This window comes from Paraburkholderia fungorum (genome assembly GCF_046027605.1).
Classification (GTDB): Bacteria; Pseudomonadota; Gammaproteobacteria; order Burkholderiales; family Burkholderiaceae; genus Paraburkholderia; species Paraburkholderia fungorum_F.
This window is the reverse complement of record NZ_JAQQEF010000017.1, coordinates 155,910-173,179: the sequence shown is the minus strand read 5'-3', so window position 1 is coordinate 173,179 and position 17,270 is coordinate 155,910. Positions and strand designations below refer to the sequence as shown.

Here is a 17,270-nt window from a genome sequence, read left to right as displayed (position 1 = left end):
TGTTCCGTGCGTCGGTCTTGTTTGTCATTCTGGCGTTACTCGCAAACGATGGGTACGGTCGAATATCGAAGGCATCTGAGACATTCCACGCAGGTCAAAGTACGGGGAAGTGGGGAAGCAATAGCTTATCCGCGGGATGCAGGTTTAGAATTCACTGCAAATCACTTGTTTATTCACTTTCAGTGAAAACTGACATCGCTTCTGATCTTGAGTTTTTTGTGCTGATCGCACGCCACGGCAGCCTCTCGGCGGCAGCCCGAGCGCTCGATCTGACGCCGCCGGCTGCCACCCGACGACTTGTGCAGATGGAAAACCGGCTCGGCGTGCGACTCGTCAACCGGACCACGCGCAGCGTCAGTTTGACAAGCGAGGGCCAAACCTACCTGCTGCACGCGACACGGATTCTGGCCGAAGTCCGCGAAATGGAAGACCTGGTGTCGAGCGGCCGCTCGACACCGCGCGGTCTGTTACGCGTAAACGCGACGCTCGGCTTCGGCCGCACGGCGATCGCGCCGATCGTCTCCGAATTCGCCAAACGCTATCCGGATGTCGCGGTGCAGGTTGAAGTGACTGACAGGCCAATCGATCTGGTCGAAAGCGGCATTGATCTGGCTATCCGGTTCGGCTTGCTGCCCGACAAACGCCTCAATGCCCGACGTGTGATGTCGAACCGGCGTTTGCTGTGCGCCTCGCCCGGCTATCTCAAGCGGCACGGCACGCCGTCCAGCCTTCAGGAACTCAGCGATCACCGTTGCATCATCCATCGGCAGAACGACGATGCCTACGGTATCTGGCGCTTCATGCACGGCGACCAGAGTGAAGTCGTGAAGGTGCACGGGATGCTGTCGAGCAACGACGGAGACATCGTGCTCGGATGGGCGCTGGACGGCCACGGGATTGTGATTCGTTCGGAGTGGGATCTGGCCAAGTATCTGGAGAGTGGCAGGCTGAAGGTGGTGCTGCCTGAATTCGTGCTGCCGTCAGCGGATCTGTACGTCTACTATCCGAGCCGAAGCAACCAGACCGTTCGTGCGAGAGCGTTCATCGAATTTCTGGTCGAGCATTTCCAGACGCCGGCCCCGACGAAAGCGGAATAGCCGTAGACACCGTCAGTTACTGCAGAATTCGCGCTTTCATTAGCGCATTTCCAGCGGGTCATCCCCGCCGCATCGCGTAGTCACGGAGCATTACGCACCGTCGCGGCGCATCGAATCCCACCTCTGCACCAGCGCTTGGCATCGGCTTCCGGCCGCATCATCGTGCCATTTTGTCCTTATTTTCCGCCTCGGACAAAAACCGCCACATTTTCAGTGCATTCGGGACAAGCTGGGTTCCCGCACAGACGGATGCCGGCGACAGGCCTGGTACTCGCTCTATTGAGTCAGTCTCGATCAGCAACGGACTCACTCATGAATCGCACACCCATACCGCGCAAGCTTCCCGTCACCATCATCTCCGGGTTTCTCGGCGCCGGCAAAACCACGCTCGTCAATCAGTTGCTGCAGCAACACGCGCCGGGATCAATCGGCGTGGTCGTCAACGAATTCGGCGAAGTCGGCATCGACGGTCAACTGATCGTCGCCGAAGAACAGGCGCTGGTCGAGATCAATAACGGCTGCGTGTGCTGCACGGTGCGCGCGGACCTCGTCGACAGTGTGAAAGCGCTGCTGGCGCGTCCACAGACCGGCGCGGCGCCCATGCAGCGCCTGATCGTCGAGACATCCGGACTGGCCGATCCGGCGCCGGTCCTGCAAACGTTCCTCGCCGATCCCGACCTGCGCGAAGCCGTAGATCTCGAATCGGTCGTCACCGTGGTCGACGCACTGCATCTGCGCCAGCAACTCGATGACGACATCGCGCGCGAACAGGTGGCCTTCGCCGACGTCATTCTGATCAACAAGCTCGACCTGATCGCGGAAGACGAGCTGATCGCCATCGAACGAACCATCCGTTCATTGAATCCGACCGCCGCCATCATCACCTCGACTCGTTCGCAAATCCGCGCGGACGCTCTGCTGGGTATGCGCCGCTTCTCGTTGCCCGCGCTGCTCGCGATCGAGCCCGATCTGCTCGACGAAGGCGCTCACGACCACGAACACGACACGTCGATTCAATCGTGCGCGCTGGTCGAAAAGGGCGACCTCGATGCGACGCGCTTTAACCGTTGGATCAATGAACTCGTGCAGCAGCAAGGGCAGCAACTGATGCGGATGAAAGGGGTCCTCAACTTCCACGCCGAAGCGCGGCAGTTCCATTTCCATAGCGTGCATATGTTGCTGGAAGCCGCACCCGGACGCGCATGGCTGAAGGACGAGCCGCGCGAGAACAAGTTCGTGTTCATCGGCCGCAATCTGGATTTTCCGCAACTACGCGAATCGTTTCTCAGCTGTATTCACTAGCCCACCTACCCTCAAGGAGTCTGCAATGAAGAAGACTAATGCGCTTACCGTCAGTATCGGCGTGCTCGCCGTCGTCGACACCTACGTGACCGCAACGGTGTTTCCGGTCCCGGTGTGGGTCACCTTTATCGCCTGGGCGTCGTTCTTCGTGGTCGGTGGTGGTCCGCGCGGCTTCGTGCAGAGCGTCGCGTCGAACCTCACCGGCCTCGTCATCGCGTCGCTCTCGTTGCTGGCGATCGCCAATACCGGGCCGGCGCCGATCGCCGTGGCGGTTTGCGTCGGTGTCGGCAGTGCGGCGATGGTGCAGGTATCGAAACTGAAGTTGCTGAATGTGCTGCCCGCCGTTGTGTGGGGCTTCGCTTCCACGGTCGGCACCACCGTCGCCTCCGGTAAGGCGATTACCACGGTCGGCATCCACAACCCCGCGTTAGTGGCCGCCGCCGCGCTCGTCACCGGCGCTGTCTTCGGCATCGTCTCCGAAGCGTTCGGCGAAGCACTCAGCCACCAGCCCCAGCCGCAACTCAACTGACCTCTCACTTCAGGAACCGCACACCATGAAACTACAGCACAGCCTTGGCGGGCTCGAAAACCTCGGACCCGTCAGTGTCGAGACACGGGTTTTCGTCGAGCAGTGGGAGAAGCGCATTTTCGGCATTCATACGGTGATGATGGCGGAAAGCGCGCATCTGTCGGACGCGCTGCCAAAGTATCCGGTGGCGACGCTGCCTACCACGTTCAGGAATACGTGGACCTGGGCGTCGCTGCGCACCGGCGCCGAAGGCATGCAGCCGTTCGAATACTTCAAATACCGGTACTACGAAAAGTGGCTGATGGGGATTTCGCAATTCTTCATCGATCAGGGTTATGTATCGGCCGAGGAACTTGCGCAGAAGACCGAGCATTACCGCGCTCAGCCGGATGCGCCGCTGCCCGCGCAGCCGAATCCGGGCATTGCCTCGCAGATCAACGAGTACCTCGCGAAAGGTGATTCAGGGCTGAACACACTGACGCAGGCGCCGCGTTTCGAATCCGGCGCCGAGGTGCGCATCGCCGATCCGGCCGCCGTCGATCACACGCGTTTGCCGGGCTACCTGCGCAACAAGCGCGGTGTGATCGACCTCGTCTATCCGGGCGCCTTCTCCTACTTCGTTTCGACCGGACCCGACGGCATCGGCGAGCCGATGCCCGTCTATCGCGTTGCATTCAAGGCCGAGGACATCTGGGGCAAGGACAAGAGCGAACCGAACACGACGATCTACGCCGACCTCTACGAAGCGTATCTCGACGCATCGAACTGAATCTCCCCATCCATCATCCGGTACGAAACTAACATGAGCGAACTTTTCAAATACGACGACGAGCGCGAAGCCGCGAGCGCGGCCAAGGTACGCGCACTTGAAGCGCTTCTGATCGAGAAAGGGGTGCTGGGCAGCGACTCGGTCGACACCGTGCTCAGTCATTTCGAAACGATGGCTGGCCCGTTCAACGGCGCGAAAATCGTGGCGCGCGCGTGGATCGACCCGGCGTTCAGGGAGCGCCTAGTCGAAGACACACCGAAGGCCATTGCGGAAATGAACTTCCCGGCCGGCATGGAAGGCGCGGAAGGCGAACACATGGCCGCGGTCGCCAACGGCAACGGCGTTCACAACCTCATCATCTGCACGCTCTGCTCCTGTTATCCGTGGCCCGTGCTGGGTCTGCCGCCGTACTGGTACAAAGACCCGGTGTTCCGCGCGCGCGGCGTGCGCGAACCGCGCGCCGTGCTGAAGGAGTTCGGCGTGCCGGTTTCGGACGACACGGAAGTCAAGGTATGGGACAGCAGCGCGCAAATCCGCTGGTTCGTCATCCCGGAGCGGCCCGCCGGCACCGAAGGCATGAGCGAAGCGGAACTGGCCGGGCTCGTCACCCCCGAAGCGATGATGGGTGTGGCGCTGGTGCCCTCGCCCGCTGCATCGCCACGGCCGGCGGTCTGATCATGTTTACCCGTTTCGAGGAATATGCCGCCTCCAGCATGCTGGGACATCCGGACTCTCCGCCGCGCATGCAAGGCAAGCTGCTGTTCGACAAGCCATGGGAACGGCAGGTATTCGGGCTCGCGCTTTCGCTGTCGAAGGCGGGGCACTTCGAGTGGGACGACTTCCGTCAAAACCTCATCGAGTCGATCGCCGAATGGGAAGACGGATACTGCGCGGGGCAGCCGCCGTGGGATTACTACGAGCGCTTTCTGCTCGCCCTCGAAAAGACCGTGACGCAGGCCGGCGTGCTGTCGGCCACCGACATGGCGTCGCTGAATCTGCGTGCGTTGCGTCCGTCAGGCAACTGAGCCGTGCCCATGCTTGCGGCATTCAGGCAATAGCACGAGACGCCCGCCATATCGCAAAACGAAGTTTCATCAGGATATCTACCATGCTCAAGCAACTGTCCAATGTACTCACCGGATCCGATCCGCAGGTCCAGCGCAAGCTTTTCGGCATCTACGGCCTGCTGTTGGTGATGAATGTCGGCGCGTGGATCTGGGCGTTCGTGTCGTTCCGGGACCACCCGGTCCTGCTCGGCACCGCGTTGATCGCCTATGGACTAGGCTTGCGCCATGCGGTCGATGCCGATCATATTGCCGCGATCGACAATGTGACCCGTAAGCTGATGCAGGAGAAACAACGCCCTGTTGCCGTGGGCTTTTTCTTCTCGCTCGGTCACTCGACTATCATCGTCATCGCCTCGCTCGCGGTTGCAGCAGTCGCAAGCGCGTTGAACACGCGCTTTGCCCACTACAAGGAATTGGGCGGACTGATCAGCACGTCGGTGTCGACCGTCTTCCTGTTCGCGATTGCGTTCCTGAACCTCGTGATTCTGAAATCGATCTTCCAGGCATGGCGCCACGTGCGCGCAGGCGGTGCCTACGTCGACGACGACTTCGACATGTTGCTGGCCGATCGCAGCTTTCTCGCGCGGATCTTTCGCCCGATGTTTCGGCTCGTCGCGCGTAGCTGGCACATGTTCCCGCTTGGCTTTCTGTTCGGACTCGGTTTCGATACCGCGACCGAGGTGAGCCTGCTCGGCATGTCCGCGTCGCAGGCTTCGCACGGCATTTCGCCATGGTCAGTGATGGTGTTCCCGGCGCTTTTCAGCGCGGGGATGTCGCTGGTCGACACGCTCGACGGTCATCTGATGCTCGGTGCCTACGGCTGGGCGTACCTCAAGCCGATTCGTAAGATCTACTACAACATGACGATTACGCTGGTGTCGGTCGCGGTCGCGCTGCTGGTCGGCACGATCGAGGCTTTGGGCCTGATTTCTGACCACTTGAAGCTCGAAGGCAAGCTGTGGGATGCTATCGGTACGTTGAACGATAACTTCGGCACGCTGGGCTACATCATCATTGGTATCTTCGCCGCGAGCTGGCTCGTATCGATGGTGCTTTACCGAACCCGGCGCTTCGACGAACTTGAGACGAACCACTAGGCGAGCGCATGCGGTATGCGCCGCCCCAGCGTCGGCTCCATTTTGACTGACACCTATGCGCAAGATCACCGTCGGAATGGTCCTGTACCCCGGCTTCCAGCTGCTCGATATCGCCGGCCCCAAAGATGCCTTCGCGGAGGTCCGCGTCCTCAGTCAGGGGGCGTGCGAATACGAAATGCTGACAATCGGCACGACGCGGGGCAGTGTGCTGTCTTCCAGCGGGCTGACGGTCATGCCGGACCGGACCATCTTCGATCCGTGTCCGCATTTTGACACGGTGATCGTGCCCGGTGGCCTCGGCGTATTCGAAGTACTGGAAGACTCGACGCTCAGCGAATGGCTCGCCAAGCAGCACAAGAGTACCAGGCGGATCGCCGCTATCTGCAACGGCGTTTTTGCGTTCGGCGCCGCCGGCATGATCGATAACCGGACGGTCACGACACACTGGATGGACGCCACACGTCTTTCATCGATGTTTCCGAAGGCGAAGGTCGAACCCGACCAGATCTACGTAAAAGACAGCAGCCTCTACACGACCGCGGGCGTGACCGCCGGCATCGATCTGGCGCTGGTCATGATCGAAGAAGACTTCGGCAAGCAGATGGCGCTCGACGTCGCGAAGTATCTGATCGTGTACGTGCGCCGCGCGGGCGGCCAGTCGCAGTTCAGTCCGCTGCTGGAAACCCAGGCCGCCAGCGACTCGCAGATCCAGTCGATTCAGCAGTACCTGCTCGACAACCTTCATCTGAATCATACGACCACGTCGCTGGCGCGCCGGCTCAAAATGAGTCCGCGCAATCTGTCGCGCATCTTCACCAAGGAATGTGGCGTCAGTCTCATCGCATTCCTGAACGACGCGCGCATCGACGCCGCCCGCCGCTACCTCGAAAGCACTCGCCACCCAATCGGCGAAATCGCGAAACGTTGCGGCTTTGAGAGCGCGGATACACTTCGGCGCACATTTAGTCGCCGGCTTCAGATTAGTCCCGTTGAATACCGGCAGCGCTTTCGCTCCGGCGATTCGTTGAACGACGACGGGCCGGGGGTCCGCGAATCCGGCCGATAAGGGTTCTTTCAATTTCAGCGCGTCTCAGACGCGTGCGCGGGCCTTGATGAGCTCGCTAGTCAGAATCACTGCAGCGCAACCGCTGACTTGCGGCTACTGGATGCATATGGCGGAGAAGTCGACGGTACGGCGATAAATAGTTCTGCCAAGCCACGGCACAAAAGTGTACTCGTTATATGCGTTGCTTCCGATATGAATCCAGCTACGTAGAACATGTGACACGATGATTCCTTGCAGACTTTAAGAAGGGAACCGGTCAGGCGGCCATCCGAAAGTGCCATGCGGTCGTCGGGCAGAACGGCGATCTTTGCGCTGCATTAGCAGCGAGCGTGTAGCCGTGAGAGAAGAGTAGATTCAGCCGGGGGGCGGGTCTACTCTACGATTGGATATGCCGATGCAGCATTAGCGTAACTGGCTTATACGGACGTATAAGCGCGACATGAAGACTTTTCACCGCGCGTGACTTGGCGCACAACTATGCTGGCGGAAGATCCGCGTTCAGCAATCAACGACGGCCGTCGGGCAGGCAGGGCTTGATACCCAGCGATTCGGCCTTGCGGACAAGATCCGGCATCGAGCGCGCGTTCATTTTTCGCATGACCTGTCCACGGTGGACCTTGACCGTGATCTCGCTCAAGTTCATCTCAGAGGCAATCTGCTTGTTCAGCAGACCGGACAGGACAAAGCCCATCACTTCTTTCTCGCGCGGCGAAAGAGACTGGTACGCGGCGCGCAGACCCGTTAACGCCGATTCTGCCGCGAGTCTCTCACTGTCTCGCGCCAAGGCCTGAGCAACTGCGTCGAGCATGTCCTGGTCTTTGAATGGCTTCGCGAAGAAATCAAGCGCGCCCGCCTTCATTGCCTTCACCCCCATTTCGATGTCGCCATGACCGGTCATGAATACGACGGGAATACGCATGCCGCTATTCACGATTTCCTGGTGAAAAGCCATGCCGCTTTTGCCGCGGAGTCGCACGTCGAGGATGAGGCAACTCGGTCCAGCGGAGTGAGGAAAGCGGAGAAATTCGTCCGGGGACTCGAACGTTTCGACGCGCAAGCCTACGGAGCGCAAGAGCAAGTCAAGGGCCAGACGGATTCCCTCATCGTCGTCGACGACGTAGATGAGGGAATTGTTGCTTGCTTCAGATTCGTCCATTGTTTGGCGGGTCGGTCTAGTAATCATCTGGACACCTCGCGAAGCTGGAGTGCGGGCGCACCCCTCTGGCATGCGGCCATTTTACGCCGCCACTTGCCAGTGCTCCCAGCACCTGATTGGCAACCGGGTAAACTAATTGTAAATCGTTGCGGGTCACCAGGTGATCGCTTTGGATGAGGCCAACGTTCACGCGGGCCTGAATCCCATTCAACAGCGGAATGCAACGTGCAGGTGTCGGGCCAGGTCGCCGGCACACAAGGGGGGGACAATGATTATCGCGAATTGTCAGACGATTGATCGGCTCTGCATGACTGCGGGCTCCGCGCTCTACCGTGCCCGCCGCTTGATGGATGGGATGCCGGTGCTCCTGAAGCTCCTTCCTGAACACGCCGGCACGGTCCAATCCGCTCGTTTCAAGCGCGAGTACCTGCTCCTTCGAACATTGAAAGTCGCGGGCGTTGCGAAGCCGCTCGCCCTGATGAATGACCGCGGCCGCCTGGTGTTGATTCTGGAAGACTTCCCGGGCGAATCGCTCGAGACCATTTTGTGCCAGGGCCCGCGCCCGGACCTGCCTCGCTGCCTGACTATCGCGCATCACCTGGCCGTTGCCTTGGCGGGTATCGATACCGCCCAGGTCATCCATCGGGATCTGCGGCCGGCCAATATTCTGATCGCGCCGGATACCGACAATGTTCTGCTGGCGGATTTCAGCTTCGCGACGACCCAGGAACACATCATCTCGCCAGAGGACGTTGTCGTATCCGTAGGCGAATGGGCGTACATGTCCCCCGAGCAAACCGGCCGCATGAATCGTCCGGTCGATTACCGGACCGATTGCTATTCGATGGGCGTGCTGCTCTATCGCATGCTGACCGGTCAGTTGCCTTTCCAGGCGAGCGATCCGCTGGAATGGGCGCATTGCCATATCGCCCGCATGCCACAGCCGCCATGCGAGGTCGCGCCCGCCGTGCCGCAACCGGTGTCGGACATCGTGATGAAACTACTGGCCAAACTACCGGAGGATCGCTATCAAAGCATGCGTGGCGTGCAATCCGATCTCGACCGCTGTCTGGCGCAATGGTGTTCCTCCGGCCGCATCGACCCGTTCCGGCTCGGCACGGACGATCTATCGGATCGTTTCCAGATTCCACACAGACTGTACGGGCGCGATCAAGAGTCGAACATGCTCCTCGGTGTATTCGAACTCATGGCGTCCACCGGCTGGACGGCGCTTGCCACCGTATCCGGGTATTCGGGCATCGGCAAATCGTCGCTGGTCGACGCGCTGCGCAAGCCGATTGTCACGAAGCATGGCTATTTCATTTCAGGAAAGTTCGATCAGTACCGGCGCGACATTCCCTATGCCACCCTGACGCAAGCGTTCGGCGAGTTGGTGCAGCAACTGCTGGCCGAAAGTGCAGCGCGCATCGCCGGCTGGCGGCAACAACTGCAGGCTGCGGTCGGGGTCAATGGCCAGCTCATTCTCGATGTGCTGCCCAAAGTCGAGTTGATCATCGGCACGCAAGCTCCGGTACCGCCGCTGCCGCCGACGGAGGCTCAAAACCGGTTCCGTCTCGTGTTCCGGCAATTCGTGACCGTGTTCACGAGCAAGGCACACCCGCTGGTCCTCTTTCTGGACGATCTGCAGTGGATCGACGCAGCCAGCCTGGCACTCGTCGAACACCTGCTCACCCATCCAGACACCTGTTATCTGCTGCTGATCGGCGCCTATCGCGACAACGAAGTGAACGGCGCGCATCCGCTGATGAGAAGTCTCGATGCGATACATCACGGTGGCACGCCGGTGGTCGACATCCAGCTCGCGCCGTTGTCTGCCGCGCATCTGAACCAGTTGGTGGCCGACACGCTGCATGCGCCGCCCGCGTCCTGCGCGCCGCTCACGCACCTCATTTGCGAACGCACCGAGAGCAACCCGTTTTTCTTTATCCAGTTCCTGGATGCGCTGCACAAGGAGGGGTTGCTCCGGCGTGATGCACAGATCCAGGCATGGCGATGGGACCTGGAACAGATCAAAGCGAAAGACTTTGCCGACAACGTCGTCGATCTGATGTTGGGCAAGTTACGGCAACTGCCGATCCCGGCACAGGAAGCGCTGCAGCTGGCCGCTTGCCTCGGCAACAAGTTCGACCTGCGGATTCTCGAGCTGGTCAGCGGCCACGCCGAGGTTGAGCATCACCTTGCACCTGCGGTGCGCGAAAATCTGATCTTGCGCACTCACGGCAGCGGTAAGTTCCTGCACGACCGGATCCAGCAAGCGGCTTATTCACTGATTCCCGAAGAACGCCGCAGTGAAGTCCACCTGCGTATCGGTCGCGTACTCCTCTCGAGCATGACGGCCGACGCGCTCGTCGATCATCTGTTCGATGTGGCGAACCATTTCAACCGGGGCGCCGCGCTGATCACGGCACAAGAGGAGCGTGAGCGCGTAGCTGAACTCAATCTCACCGCTGGCCTGCGTGCCAAGACAGCGACGGCTTATGCATCGGCACTGGCCTACTTCACCGCTGGCGAAGCACTGGTGATAGAGGACGGTACGAACCGGCACGATGCCCTCACGTTCTCGCTCGGTTTTCAGCGTGCCGAATGCGAATTCCTGACCGGCTGCCTGACGACGGCGGAACAGCGACTGTCGACGCTTTCACAACGGGCCGCAAACCTCATCGATAAGGCCTCCGTCACGTGCCTGCGCATGGCGCTTTATATGAACGCGGGACAAGCCGATCGCGCCGTTGAAGTGAGCCTCGACTATCTGCGCGCCGTCGGCATCACGTGGTCGGCGCACCCGGGAAAGGAAGACGTGCAACTGGAGTATGAGCACTTGTGGCAACGAATGGGCGATCGCTCGATTGAGCAGCTCCTGGATTTGCCCTTGATGACCGATCCCGTCTGCCGCGCCACCCTGGAGGTGCTGACCGCCGTTCAGCCGCCGGCCCATGCCACCGACAGGAACCTGTATTGCCTCATCGCCGGCCGTATGGCGAATCTGAGCCTCGAGCGTGGCAACAGCGATGGATCGGGCTTCGCCTATGTGATGCTCGGCATGACCCTCGGGCCGCAATTCGGCGATTACCAGGCCGGGTTCCGGTTCGGCAAGCTTGGCGTCGATCTCGTCGAGAAGTACCGGATGGATCGCTTCAAAGCCCGCGTCTACACCTGCTTTGGCGCCTTCATCGTTCCCTGGACGAAGCACATACGCTCGGCTCACGCCTTACTGCGGCTCGCCTTCGACACGGCCAACCAAACCGGCGACCTTACCTTCTCTGGCTATTGCAGCAACAACCTGATCACCAATCGTCTGGGTGCTGGAGAGCCGCTCGGCGATGTGCAGCGAGAAGCCGAAAGCAGCTTCGAGTTCGCACACAAAATGCGGTTCGACTTCGTCGCCGACATAATCGCTACCCAGGTCGCGATGATCAAATCACTTCGCGGCATGACGCCAGAATTTGGCTCCTTCAACGATGCCGCGTTTGACGAAGACCGCTTCGAGCAGCATTTGGGCGCAGATCCGGGGCTGGCACTCGGCGCTTGCTGGTATTGGATTCGCAAGTTGCAAGCGCGCTTCCATGCGGGTGACTATGCGGGCGCCATCGCGGCGGCATCGAATGCTGAGCTGTTGCTGTGGACGTCCCCTTTCTGCTTCGAGGTGGCGGAATATCATTTCTATGCGGCGCTGGCGCGCGCGGCACACTGCGATTCGGTATCGGCGGACGAACGGCCGCGGCACCTGGAGGCGCTGTCCGCTCACCACAAGCAGCTCGAGACATGGGCGAACCATTGCCCCGAGAATTTCACGAACCGCGCCGCGCTGATCGCCGCGGAGATCGCCCGGCTCGAAGGACGCGACTCCGCCGCCATGCGGCTTTACGAACAGGCCATTCGATCGGCTCGCGAGCACGACTTCGTCCAGAACGAAGCAGTCGCTTACGAACGCGCAGCGGCGTTCTACCGCACGCGTGGATTCGAGACATTTGCCGACACCTATATGCGAAAGGCGCGTGACTGCTTCGCGCGTTGGGGCGCCGACGGCAAGGTCAGGCAGATCGACGCGCGCGCGCCGCAACTGCGCGAAGAGCCGGCTTTATCGGTTGACACCGCGTTCGGCAAAGTTGAACAACTGGATCTGCTGTCGGTCACCAAGGCCTCACAGGCCATCTCTGGCCAGATCGTGCTCGAGGATCTGGTCGACACGCTGATGCACATCCTGCTCGAAAATGCCGGGGCACAGACCTGCCATTTGCTGCTCGCACGCAACGAGAGCCTGGTCCTCGCGGCTGAAGCAAGCGTCGAGCAGCAGACGATCCAGGTACGGCGGCATCTGGGCCGCACGCTGCCCGCAGAAGCGTTGCCGGAATCGTCCCTACGCGAGTCGGTGTTACCCGCGTCCATCACCAATTACGTGCGGCGCTGCCAGGAGCGGGTGTTGCTGACGGATGCGATGCAGTCGAATCCCTTTGCGGCAGACGACTACTTTGCGCGCCGGCGACCGAAGTCGGTGTTGTGCCTGCCGATCATGCACCGCTCTGCGTTGATCGGCCTGCTGTATCTGGAGAACAACCTGGCCACGCATGCGTTTACGCCCGAACGCGTGACCGTGCTGGAACTGCTGGCCTCTCAGGCGGCGATCTCGCTGGAGAACGCGCTGCTTTATGCCGACCTGCAGCGGGAGAACAGCGAGCGCAAGCTCGCCGAGGAGGAGCTACGCGAGCGCGAAGCACGCATCCGGCGACTGGTCGAGTCGAATATCATCGGGGTGTTCTTCTGGAACGTAGCCGGTATCGCCACCGACGCGAACGACGCGTTCCTTCGGATCGTAGGTTATTCGCGACAGGATCTGCTGTCCGGCCATGTCCAATGGGCCACCATGACGCCTGCGGAATATCGCGCCGCAGATGCGCGGGCGCTTGAAGAACTACGGCAACGCGGCAGCTCCTCGCCCTATGAGAAGGAATATATCCGCAAGGACGGCGGGCGCATCCCGGTTCTGGTCGGCGGGGCATTGATGGAGGGCTCGGAGGAAAAGGGCGTAGCGTTCGTGCTCGACCTGACCGAACAGAAAGCGGCCGAGACGGAACTCGCAGCGCGGCGGACCGCGGCCACGCAAGCAGAGGAGCAATTGCAGGCGTTGCAGGTGGAACTGGCTCATGCAACTCGCGTAACGACGCTTGGCGAACTGAGTGCCTCCATCGCCCACGAAGTAGGCCAGCCGCTCGGCGCGATCGTCACCAGTGGCGAAGCCTGCCTGCGATGGCTCGGCCACACGAAGCCGCAACCGGAAGAAGTGCGGGCCTGTGTGGAACATATGATCGGCGAAGGCAGGCGTGCGAGCGAAATTGTCCGACGTATCCGCACGCTCACCAGCAAGGCTGCCCCGCGGAAGGCGCAACTGGAACTCAACGATGTGATCAATGACGTTGTAGCCCTGGTTCAGCGCGAAATCTCGAATCATCGTGTTTCGTTGCGTCTCGAGCTTGCCTCCGGGTTGCCGCCGTCGCTCGGCGATCGGATCCAGCTTCAGCAAGTGCTCATCAATCTGGTGATAAACGGCATCCAGGCGATGGCGGACATCGGCGACGACCCACGTGAACTACTGATCGAGTCGCACCAGAATGGCGATGGGCACGTGGTGGTCGCCGTACAGGACTCTGGCCCGGGCATCGATCCGGAAAGCGCAAACCGGCTGTTCGACGCTTTCTTCACCACGAAGACCGAAGGAATGGGCATGGGATTGTCGATCTGCCGTTCGATTATCGAAGCCCATGGCGGACAGGTGTGGGCGTCCAACAATGCGGGGCACGGGGCCATTTTCCAGTTCAGCCTGCCTTCGATTGGCGACGCGTCTTGAAGGGCAATCCGGCGTGATAAGCAGGCCGATAAGCAGGCCGATAAATCGGTAATGTTTGAAAGCACGATCGAAAACACACCCGCGATTCACGCTACGCTCATGAACCGTCTATTGAACCGTCTATACATTCGTATCATTTCCGTGCAGCGGCTTCCGGACTACGATTGATTTGAGTCGCATGCCACACGATTCCGTCTGGCACGCTCCGCTTTCAGTGTGTCGAGGCCCGTCGCCCGTGTCTTCTCAAATAATTTCCATCGTCGATGATGATGAGGGTGCCCGGGTGGCGACCGCGAGCCTGATTCGTTCGCTAGGGTGGCAGGCGCGAGTATTTGCATCGGCGGAGGAATTTCTGAACTCAGGGTTGATCGGCGAAACGTCATGCCTGATTTCGGATATACGAATGCCGGGCCTGTCTGGAATCGGACTGCACGACCGCCTGCTCGCCCTCGGGTACGCAATTCCGATCATTTTCACCACGGGATTCCCGACCGCCGCCCTTGAGGCGAAAATCCAGGCCAGAGGCGCCCCTCCTTTCCTCGAGAAGCCCGTTGATGCCACCACGGTTGAGCGATTGCTCAATCTTGCGCTGGGTCAGCCGTAACGCGTTTGCAGCTCGTCAGAAGACAGTCGTCCCGCCCGGGCACACACTCCGCCCCCTCACCGCTTCAATTCCCCTGCGTCGTCAGACGATTTGAGTCCGGATGGCTTCACGCCAACGGCGTTTGCGTTTCGAACAGGAACTTCATTGCGAAGGACGCGATCTCATCGCCCTCAGCAATAGCCCGAGTTATACGGGGGTATGGGATTCCTATCCACATGCAGGAGCGTCCGAACCGTTCGTAGAATGGTTTCGTTTGACTCGGACCTGTACATTGTTTTCAAGGCCACTGTGCAAGCGCGATACGCCTGACATGGTCAGCCTTGTTCATCACCAGTTCGCTCGATCAATACGCGAACCTGAATCCGGTTTCTTGACGATTGATGCTCACCGCTCGTCTCACGGTTTGTGCCGTGGACCTGCTGCGCAATCGTAGCCGTGCTGTCAGCCGGAGGTGGCCGCCGCAATTGCGGCTTATCTGCAGGAGGAGCAGACGATGCTGACCATCGTGCTTATCTATATGTCCGGCTTTCTTGTCATCGTGGCGTGTGTGCTTGTCGCGATGATCAAGACCGTGGCGCGGCCAAATCGTTGAAACGCGGACAGGTCGTATCAATCCGCTGCCGTTATTCGTATCTACGTGATTTGACCACTCGCATTTTCGATGTTGTGGAGGTTGTCATGTTTATCCAGTCCAATCAGATAGCCCTAGCGGTTCCGTTCGAGTTCGACCTGCGCGCATGGGCAAAAGCCGTGTACGACAAAGCCTTGGGAGAGGGCTTCATTCACGCGCCCTGGGAACCTGACGATGCGATCGTCCGACGATTGCAGTCTTACTTCGACACTGGCCTGTCGCCTGCTGAAGCTGTGAGCGCGTGCTTCTGTCTGAACCACTAATGCGAAACCGGCCGGGGCTTTCAAAAATGGTTCGCGCGATATGCCCATGCTCCTGGACTGCGGGTGCTCCGGCATCTTTGACGCCGAGCCTAACAAGCGGCGGGTCGCCACCTCCGAGGCTCAGGCATCTCGTACGGTACGGCTACCCGAATCAGAACCCCGCAGCCAGTCCGTCGCGCCGGGTGTCGCTCGCCGCGACATAACCGCGCTCGGGGTCGTTGCGATCGAGCTTCCAGATGTACTGCCCAGAGCCGAAGTCCATATACGGATCCTCGACCGACTTGATCGTGTGGCCGAGGCCTTCGAGCGCGCGCACCGTGTCTTCATCGAGCGTCGCTTCGACGTCGACCGTGAAGTCGCGATTGACCTTCCAGCGCGGCGCGTCGCAGGCGGCCTGCGGCTGCTGACCGTAGTCGAGCATCCGCACGATGGACTGCAGATGCCCTTGCGGCTGCATGTCGCCGCCCATCACGCCGAAGCTCATCACCGCTTCGTGCTTGCCGTCCACCTTCTGGGTCAGAAAAGCAGGGATGATCGTATGGAACGGTCGCTTGCCGCCCTCGACCACATTCGCTGACTTCGGATCCATCGAGAACCCGTAGCCGCGGTTCTGCAGCGAAATGCCGCTGTCCGGCACCACGATGCCCGAGCCGAAGCCCATGTAGTTCGACTGGATGAAGCTGACCATCATGCCGCGCTCGTCCGCCACCGACATGTAGATCGTGCCGCCGGCCTTCGGCATGCCGAAGTCGAACTGCGTGGCGCGCTTGTGGTCGATCAGCTTCGCGCGCGACTTCAGGTACGCGTCGTCGAGCATCTGCTCGGGCGTGACTTCCATCGAGCGCGGATCGGCGACGTACTGGTAGACGTCGGCGAACGCGAGCTTCATGGCTTCGATCTGCAGGTGCTGCGATTCGATGCCGTCAACCGGCAGCGAGCCCAGGTCGAACTGTTCGAGAATGCCGAGCGCGATCAGCGCGGCAATGCCCTGGCCGTTCGGCGGAATTTCGTGCACCGTGTGGCCGCGATAGTCCTTGCTGATCGGCTCGACCCAGTCGACGCGGTAGTTGCGCAGATCGTCCATCGTGAGCGCGCCGCCACCCTCGCGCGAGAACGCGGCGATCTGTTCGGCGATCTCGCCTTCGTAGTACGCGCGCGGGCCCAGCTCGGCCAGCTTGCGCAGAGTCTTCGCGTGGCCCGGAAAGCGCACCAGTTCACTCACTTCCGGCGCGCGGCCGCGCGGCATGAACGTTTCGGCGAAGCCCGGCTGGTCTTTCAGCTCGGGCACGGCCGCCGCCCATTTGTACGCAACGACGCTCGCCACCGCATGCCCGCGCTCGGCGATTTCGATGGCCGGCTCCATCAGGTCCGCGAACGGCAGCGAGCCGAACTTCTGATGCAACGCCTCCCAGCCGGCGATCACGCCCGGCACCGTCACCGTATCCCAGCCGCGCTTGGGGCGCTTCGCGAGACCGTTTTCCTCACCGTACTTACGCTTGAAGTAGTCGACATTCCATGCGGCGGGCGACACGCCCGACGCGTTCAGCCCATGCAGCTTCGCGCCGTCCCAGACGAGCGCGAACGCGTCGCTGCCGAGGCCGTTCGAGACCGGCTCGACGACCGTGATCGCCGCGGCTGCGGCAATCGCCGCATCAATGGCGTTGCCGCCTTTCCACAACATCCGCAAGCCCGCTTGCGCGGCAAGCGGATGCGACGTCGAAACGATGTTGCGCGCGAACACGGGCAACCGGGGCGTGGGATACGGGTTCTGCCAATTGAAACGTGTCATTGAAAAACTCGAGCGAAAGTAATGAGGGGGCCGTCGG

Annotated in this window: 13 protein-coding genes; 11 read left to right on the top strand and 2 right to left on the bottom strand. The window is 60.6% G+C overall.

Going from position 1 to position 17,270, the window contains the following annotated elements; all coding sequences use genetic code 11:
- Positions 1–182 precede the first annotated feature (182 nt).
- The 8 genes from PQR53_RS25855 to PQR53_RS25820 all read left to right on the top strand — a co-directional run bounded on the left by PQR53_RS25855 (position 183) and on the right by PQR53_RS25820 (position 6,927).
- The gene (locus PQR53_RS25855; protein WP_408460310.1) at positions 183–1,097 is read left to right on the top strand and encodes a LysR family transcriptional regulator; all 915 of its coding nucleotides are present in this window, start codon (positions 183–185) and stop codon (positions 1,095–1,097) included.
- Between the two features lie 312 nt (positions 1,098–1,409).
- A complete protein-coding gene (locus PQR53_RS25850) occupies positions 1,410–2,399 on the top strand; it encodes a CobW family GTP-binding protein (RefSeq protein WP_408460307.1) in 990 nt (329 codons plus the stop codon).
- A 25-nt stretch (positions 2,400–2,424) separates the two neighbouring features.
- Entirely contained in the window at positions 2,425–2,928 is a 504-nt protein-coding gene (locus PQR53_RS25845; RefSeq protein ID WP_408460304.1) for a DUF1097 domain-containing protein, read from the top strand.
- A gap of 25 nt (positions 2,929–2,953) precedes the next feature.
- The gene (gene nthB / locus PQR53_RS25840) at positions 2,954–3,697 is read left to right on the top strand and encodes a nitrile hydratase subunit beta (RefSeq protein WP_408460301.1); all 744 of its coding nucleotides are present in this window, start codon (positions 2,954–2,956) and stop codon (positions 3,695–3,697) included.
- A gap of 33 nt (positions 3,698–3,730) precedes the next feature.
- On the top strand, positions 3,731–4,372 hold the full coding sequence (nthA, locus tag PQR53_RS25835; RefSeq protein ID WP_408460298.1) for a nitrile hydratase subunit alpha: 642 nt from the start codon (positions 3,731–3,733) through the stop codon (positions 4,370–4,372).
- A 2-nt stretch (positions 4,373–4,374) separates the two neighbouring features.
- Positions 4,375–4,722, top strand: a complete 348-nt coding sequence (locus tag PQR53_RS25830; protein ID WP_179742166.1) for a nitrile hydratase accessory protein — start codon at positions 4,375–4,377, stop codon at positions 4,720–4,722.
- Between the two features lie 83 nt (positions 4,723–4,805).
- Positions 4,806–5,861 (top strand): HoxN/HupN/NixA family nickel/cobalt transporter, encoded by a 1,056-nt coding sequence (locus tag PQR53_RS25825; RefSeq protein WP_408460294.1) that lies wholly within the window; start codon positions 4,806–4,808, stop codon positions 5,859–5,861.
- 55 nt (positions 5,862–5,916) lie between these two features.
- Complete coding sequence (locus PQR53_RS25820) at positions 5,917–6,927, top strand: GlxA family transcriptional regulator (RefSeq protein WP_408460291.1); 1,011 nt, start codon at positions 5,917–5,919, stop codon at positions 6,925–6,927.
- A 505-nt stretch (positions 6,928–7,432) separates the two neighbouring features.
- Here PQR53_RS25820 and PQR53_RS25815 read toward each other — a convergent pair.
- Positions 7,433–8,083 carry a response regulator transcription factor gene (locus PQR53_RS25815; RefSeq protein WP_408460288.1) on the bottom strand — a complete coding sequence of 217 codons (651 nt, stop codon included), beginning with the start codon at positions 8,081–8,083 and terminating at the stop codon, positions 7,433–7,435.
- A gap of 307 nt (positions 8,084–8,390) precedes the next feature.
- Here PQR53_RS25815 and PQR53_RS25810 point away from each other — a divergent pair, with 307 nt between their 5' ends.
- The 3 genes from PQR53_RS25810 (at position 8,391) to PQR53_RS25800 (ending at position 15,444) form a co-directional block, all read left to right on the top strand.
- Positions 8,391–13,946: a trifunctional serine/threonine-protein kinase/ATP-binding protein/sensor histidine kinase gene (locus tag PQR53_RS25810; RefSeq protein ID WP_408460285.1), complete on the top strand. Its 5,556-nt coding sequence runs from the start codon at positions 8,391–8,393 to the stop codon at positions 13,944–13,946.
- Positions 13,947–14,181: 235 nt separating this feature from the next.
- A complete protein-coding gene (locus PQR53_RS25805) occupies positions 14,182–14,550 on the top strand; it encodes a response regulator transcription factor (protein ID WP_408460282.1) in 369 nt (122 codons plus the stop codon).
- 678 nt (positions 14,551–15,228) lie between these two features.
- Positions 15,229–15,444, top strand: a complete 216-nt coding sequence (locus PQR53_RS25800) for a hypothetical protein (RefSeq protein ID WP_408460279.1) — start codon at positions 15,229–15,231, stop codon at positions 15,442–15,444.
- 151 nt (positions 15,445–15,595) lie between these two features.
- On the opposite strand, the gene PQR53_RS25795 is transcribed toward PQR53_RS25800, so the two are convergent.
- Positions 15,596–17,233: a gamma-glutamyltransferase family protein gene (locus PQR53_RS25795; protein ID WP_408460276.1), complete on the bottom strand. Its 1,638-nt coding sequence runs from the start codon at positions 17,231–17,233 to the stop codon at positions 15,596–15,598.
- Between the last annotated feature and the right edge of the window lie 37 nt (positions 17,234–17,270).

What these genes read in the sequence shown, in the direction of transcription:
- PQR53_RS25795 (WP_408460276.1), bottom strand. Translation starts at nt 17,233, where the DNA reads ATGACACGTTTCAATTGGCAGAACCCGTATCCCACGCCCCGGTTGCCC.
- PQR53_RS25825 (WP_408460294.1), top strand. Translation starts at nt 4,806, where the DNA reads ATGCTCAAGCAACTGTCCAATGTACTCACCGGATCCGATCCGCAGGTC.
- PQR53_RS25830 (WP_179742166.1), top strand. Translation starts at nt 4,375, where the DNA reads ATGTTTACCCGTTTCGAGGAATATGCCGCCTCCAGCATGCTGGGACAT.
- PQR53_RS25820 (WP_408460291.1), top strand. Translation starts at nt 5,917, where the DNA reads ATGCGCAAGATCACCGTCGGAATGGTCCTGTACCCCGGCTTCCAGCTG.
- PQR53_RS25845 (WP_408460304.1), top strand. Translation starts at nt 2,425, where the DNA reads ATGAAGAAGACTAATGCGCTTACCGTCAGTATCGGCGTGCTCGCCGTC.
- PQR53_RS25810 (WP_408460285.1), top strand. Translation starts at nt 8,391, where the DNA reads ATGACTGCGGGCTCCGCGCTCTACCGTGCCCGCCGCTTGATGGATGGG.
- nthB (WP_408460301.1), top strand. Translation starts at nt 2,954, where the DNA reads ATGAAACTACAGCACAGCCTTGGCGGGCTCGAAAACCTCGGACCCGTC.
- PQR53_RS25850 (WP_408460307.1), top strand. Translation starts at nt 1,410, where the DNA reads ATGAATCGCACACCCATACCGCGCAAGCTTCCCGTCACCATCATCTCC.
- PQR53_RS25800 (WP_408460279.1), top strand. Translation starts at nt 15,229, where the DNA reads ATGTTTATCCAGTCCAATCAGATAGCCCTAGCGGTTCCGTTCGAGTTC.
- nthA (WP_408460298.1), top strand. Translation starts at nt 3,731, where the DNA reads ATGAGCGAACTTTTCAAATACGACGACGAGCGCGAAGCCGCGAGCGCG.
- PQR53_RS25815 (WP_408460288.1), bottom strand. Translation starts at nt 8,083, where the DNA reads ATGGACGAATCTGAAGCAAGCAACAATTCCCTCATCTACGTCGTCGAC.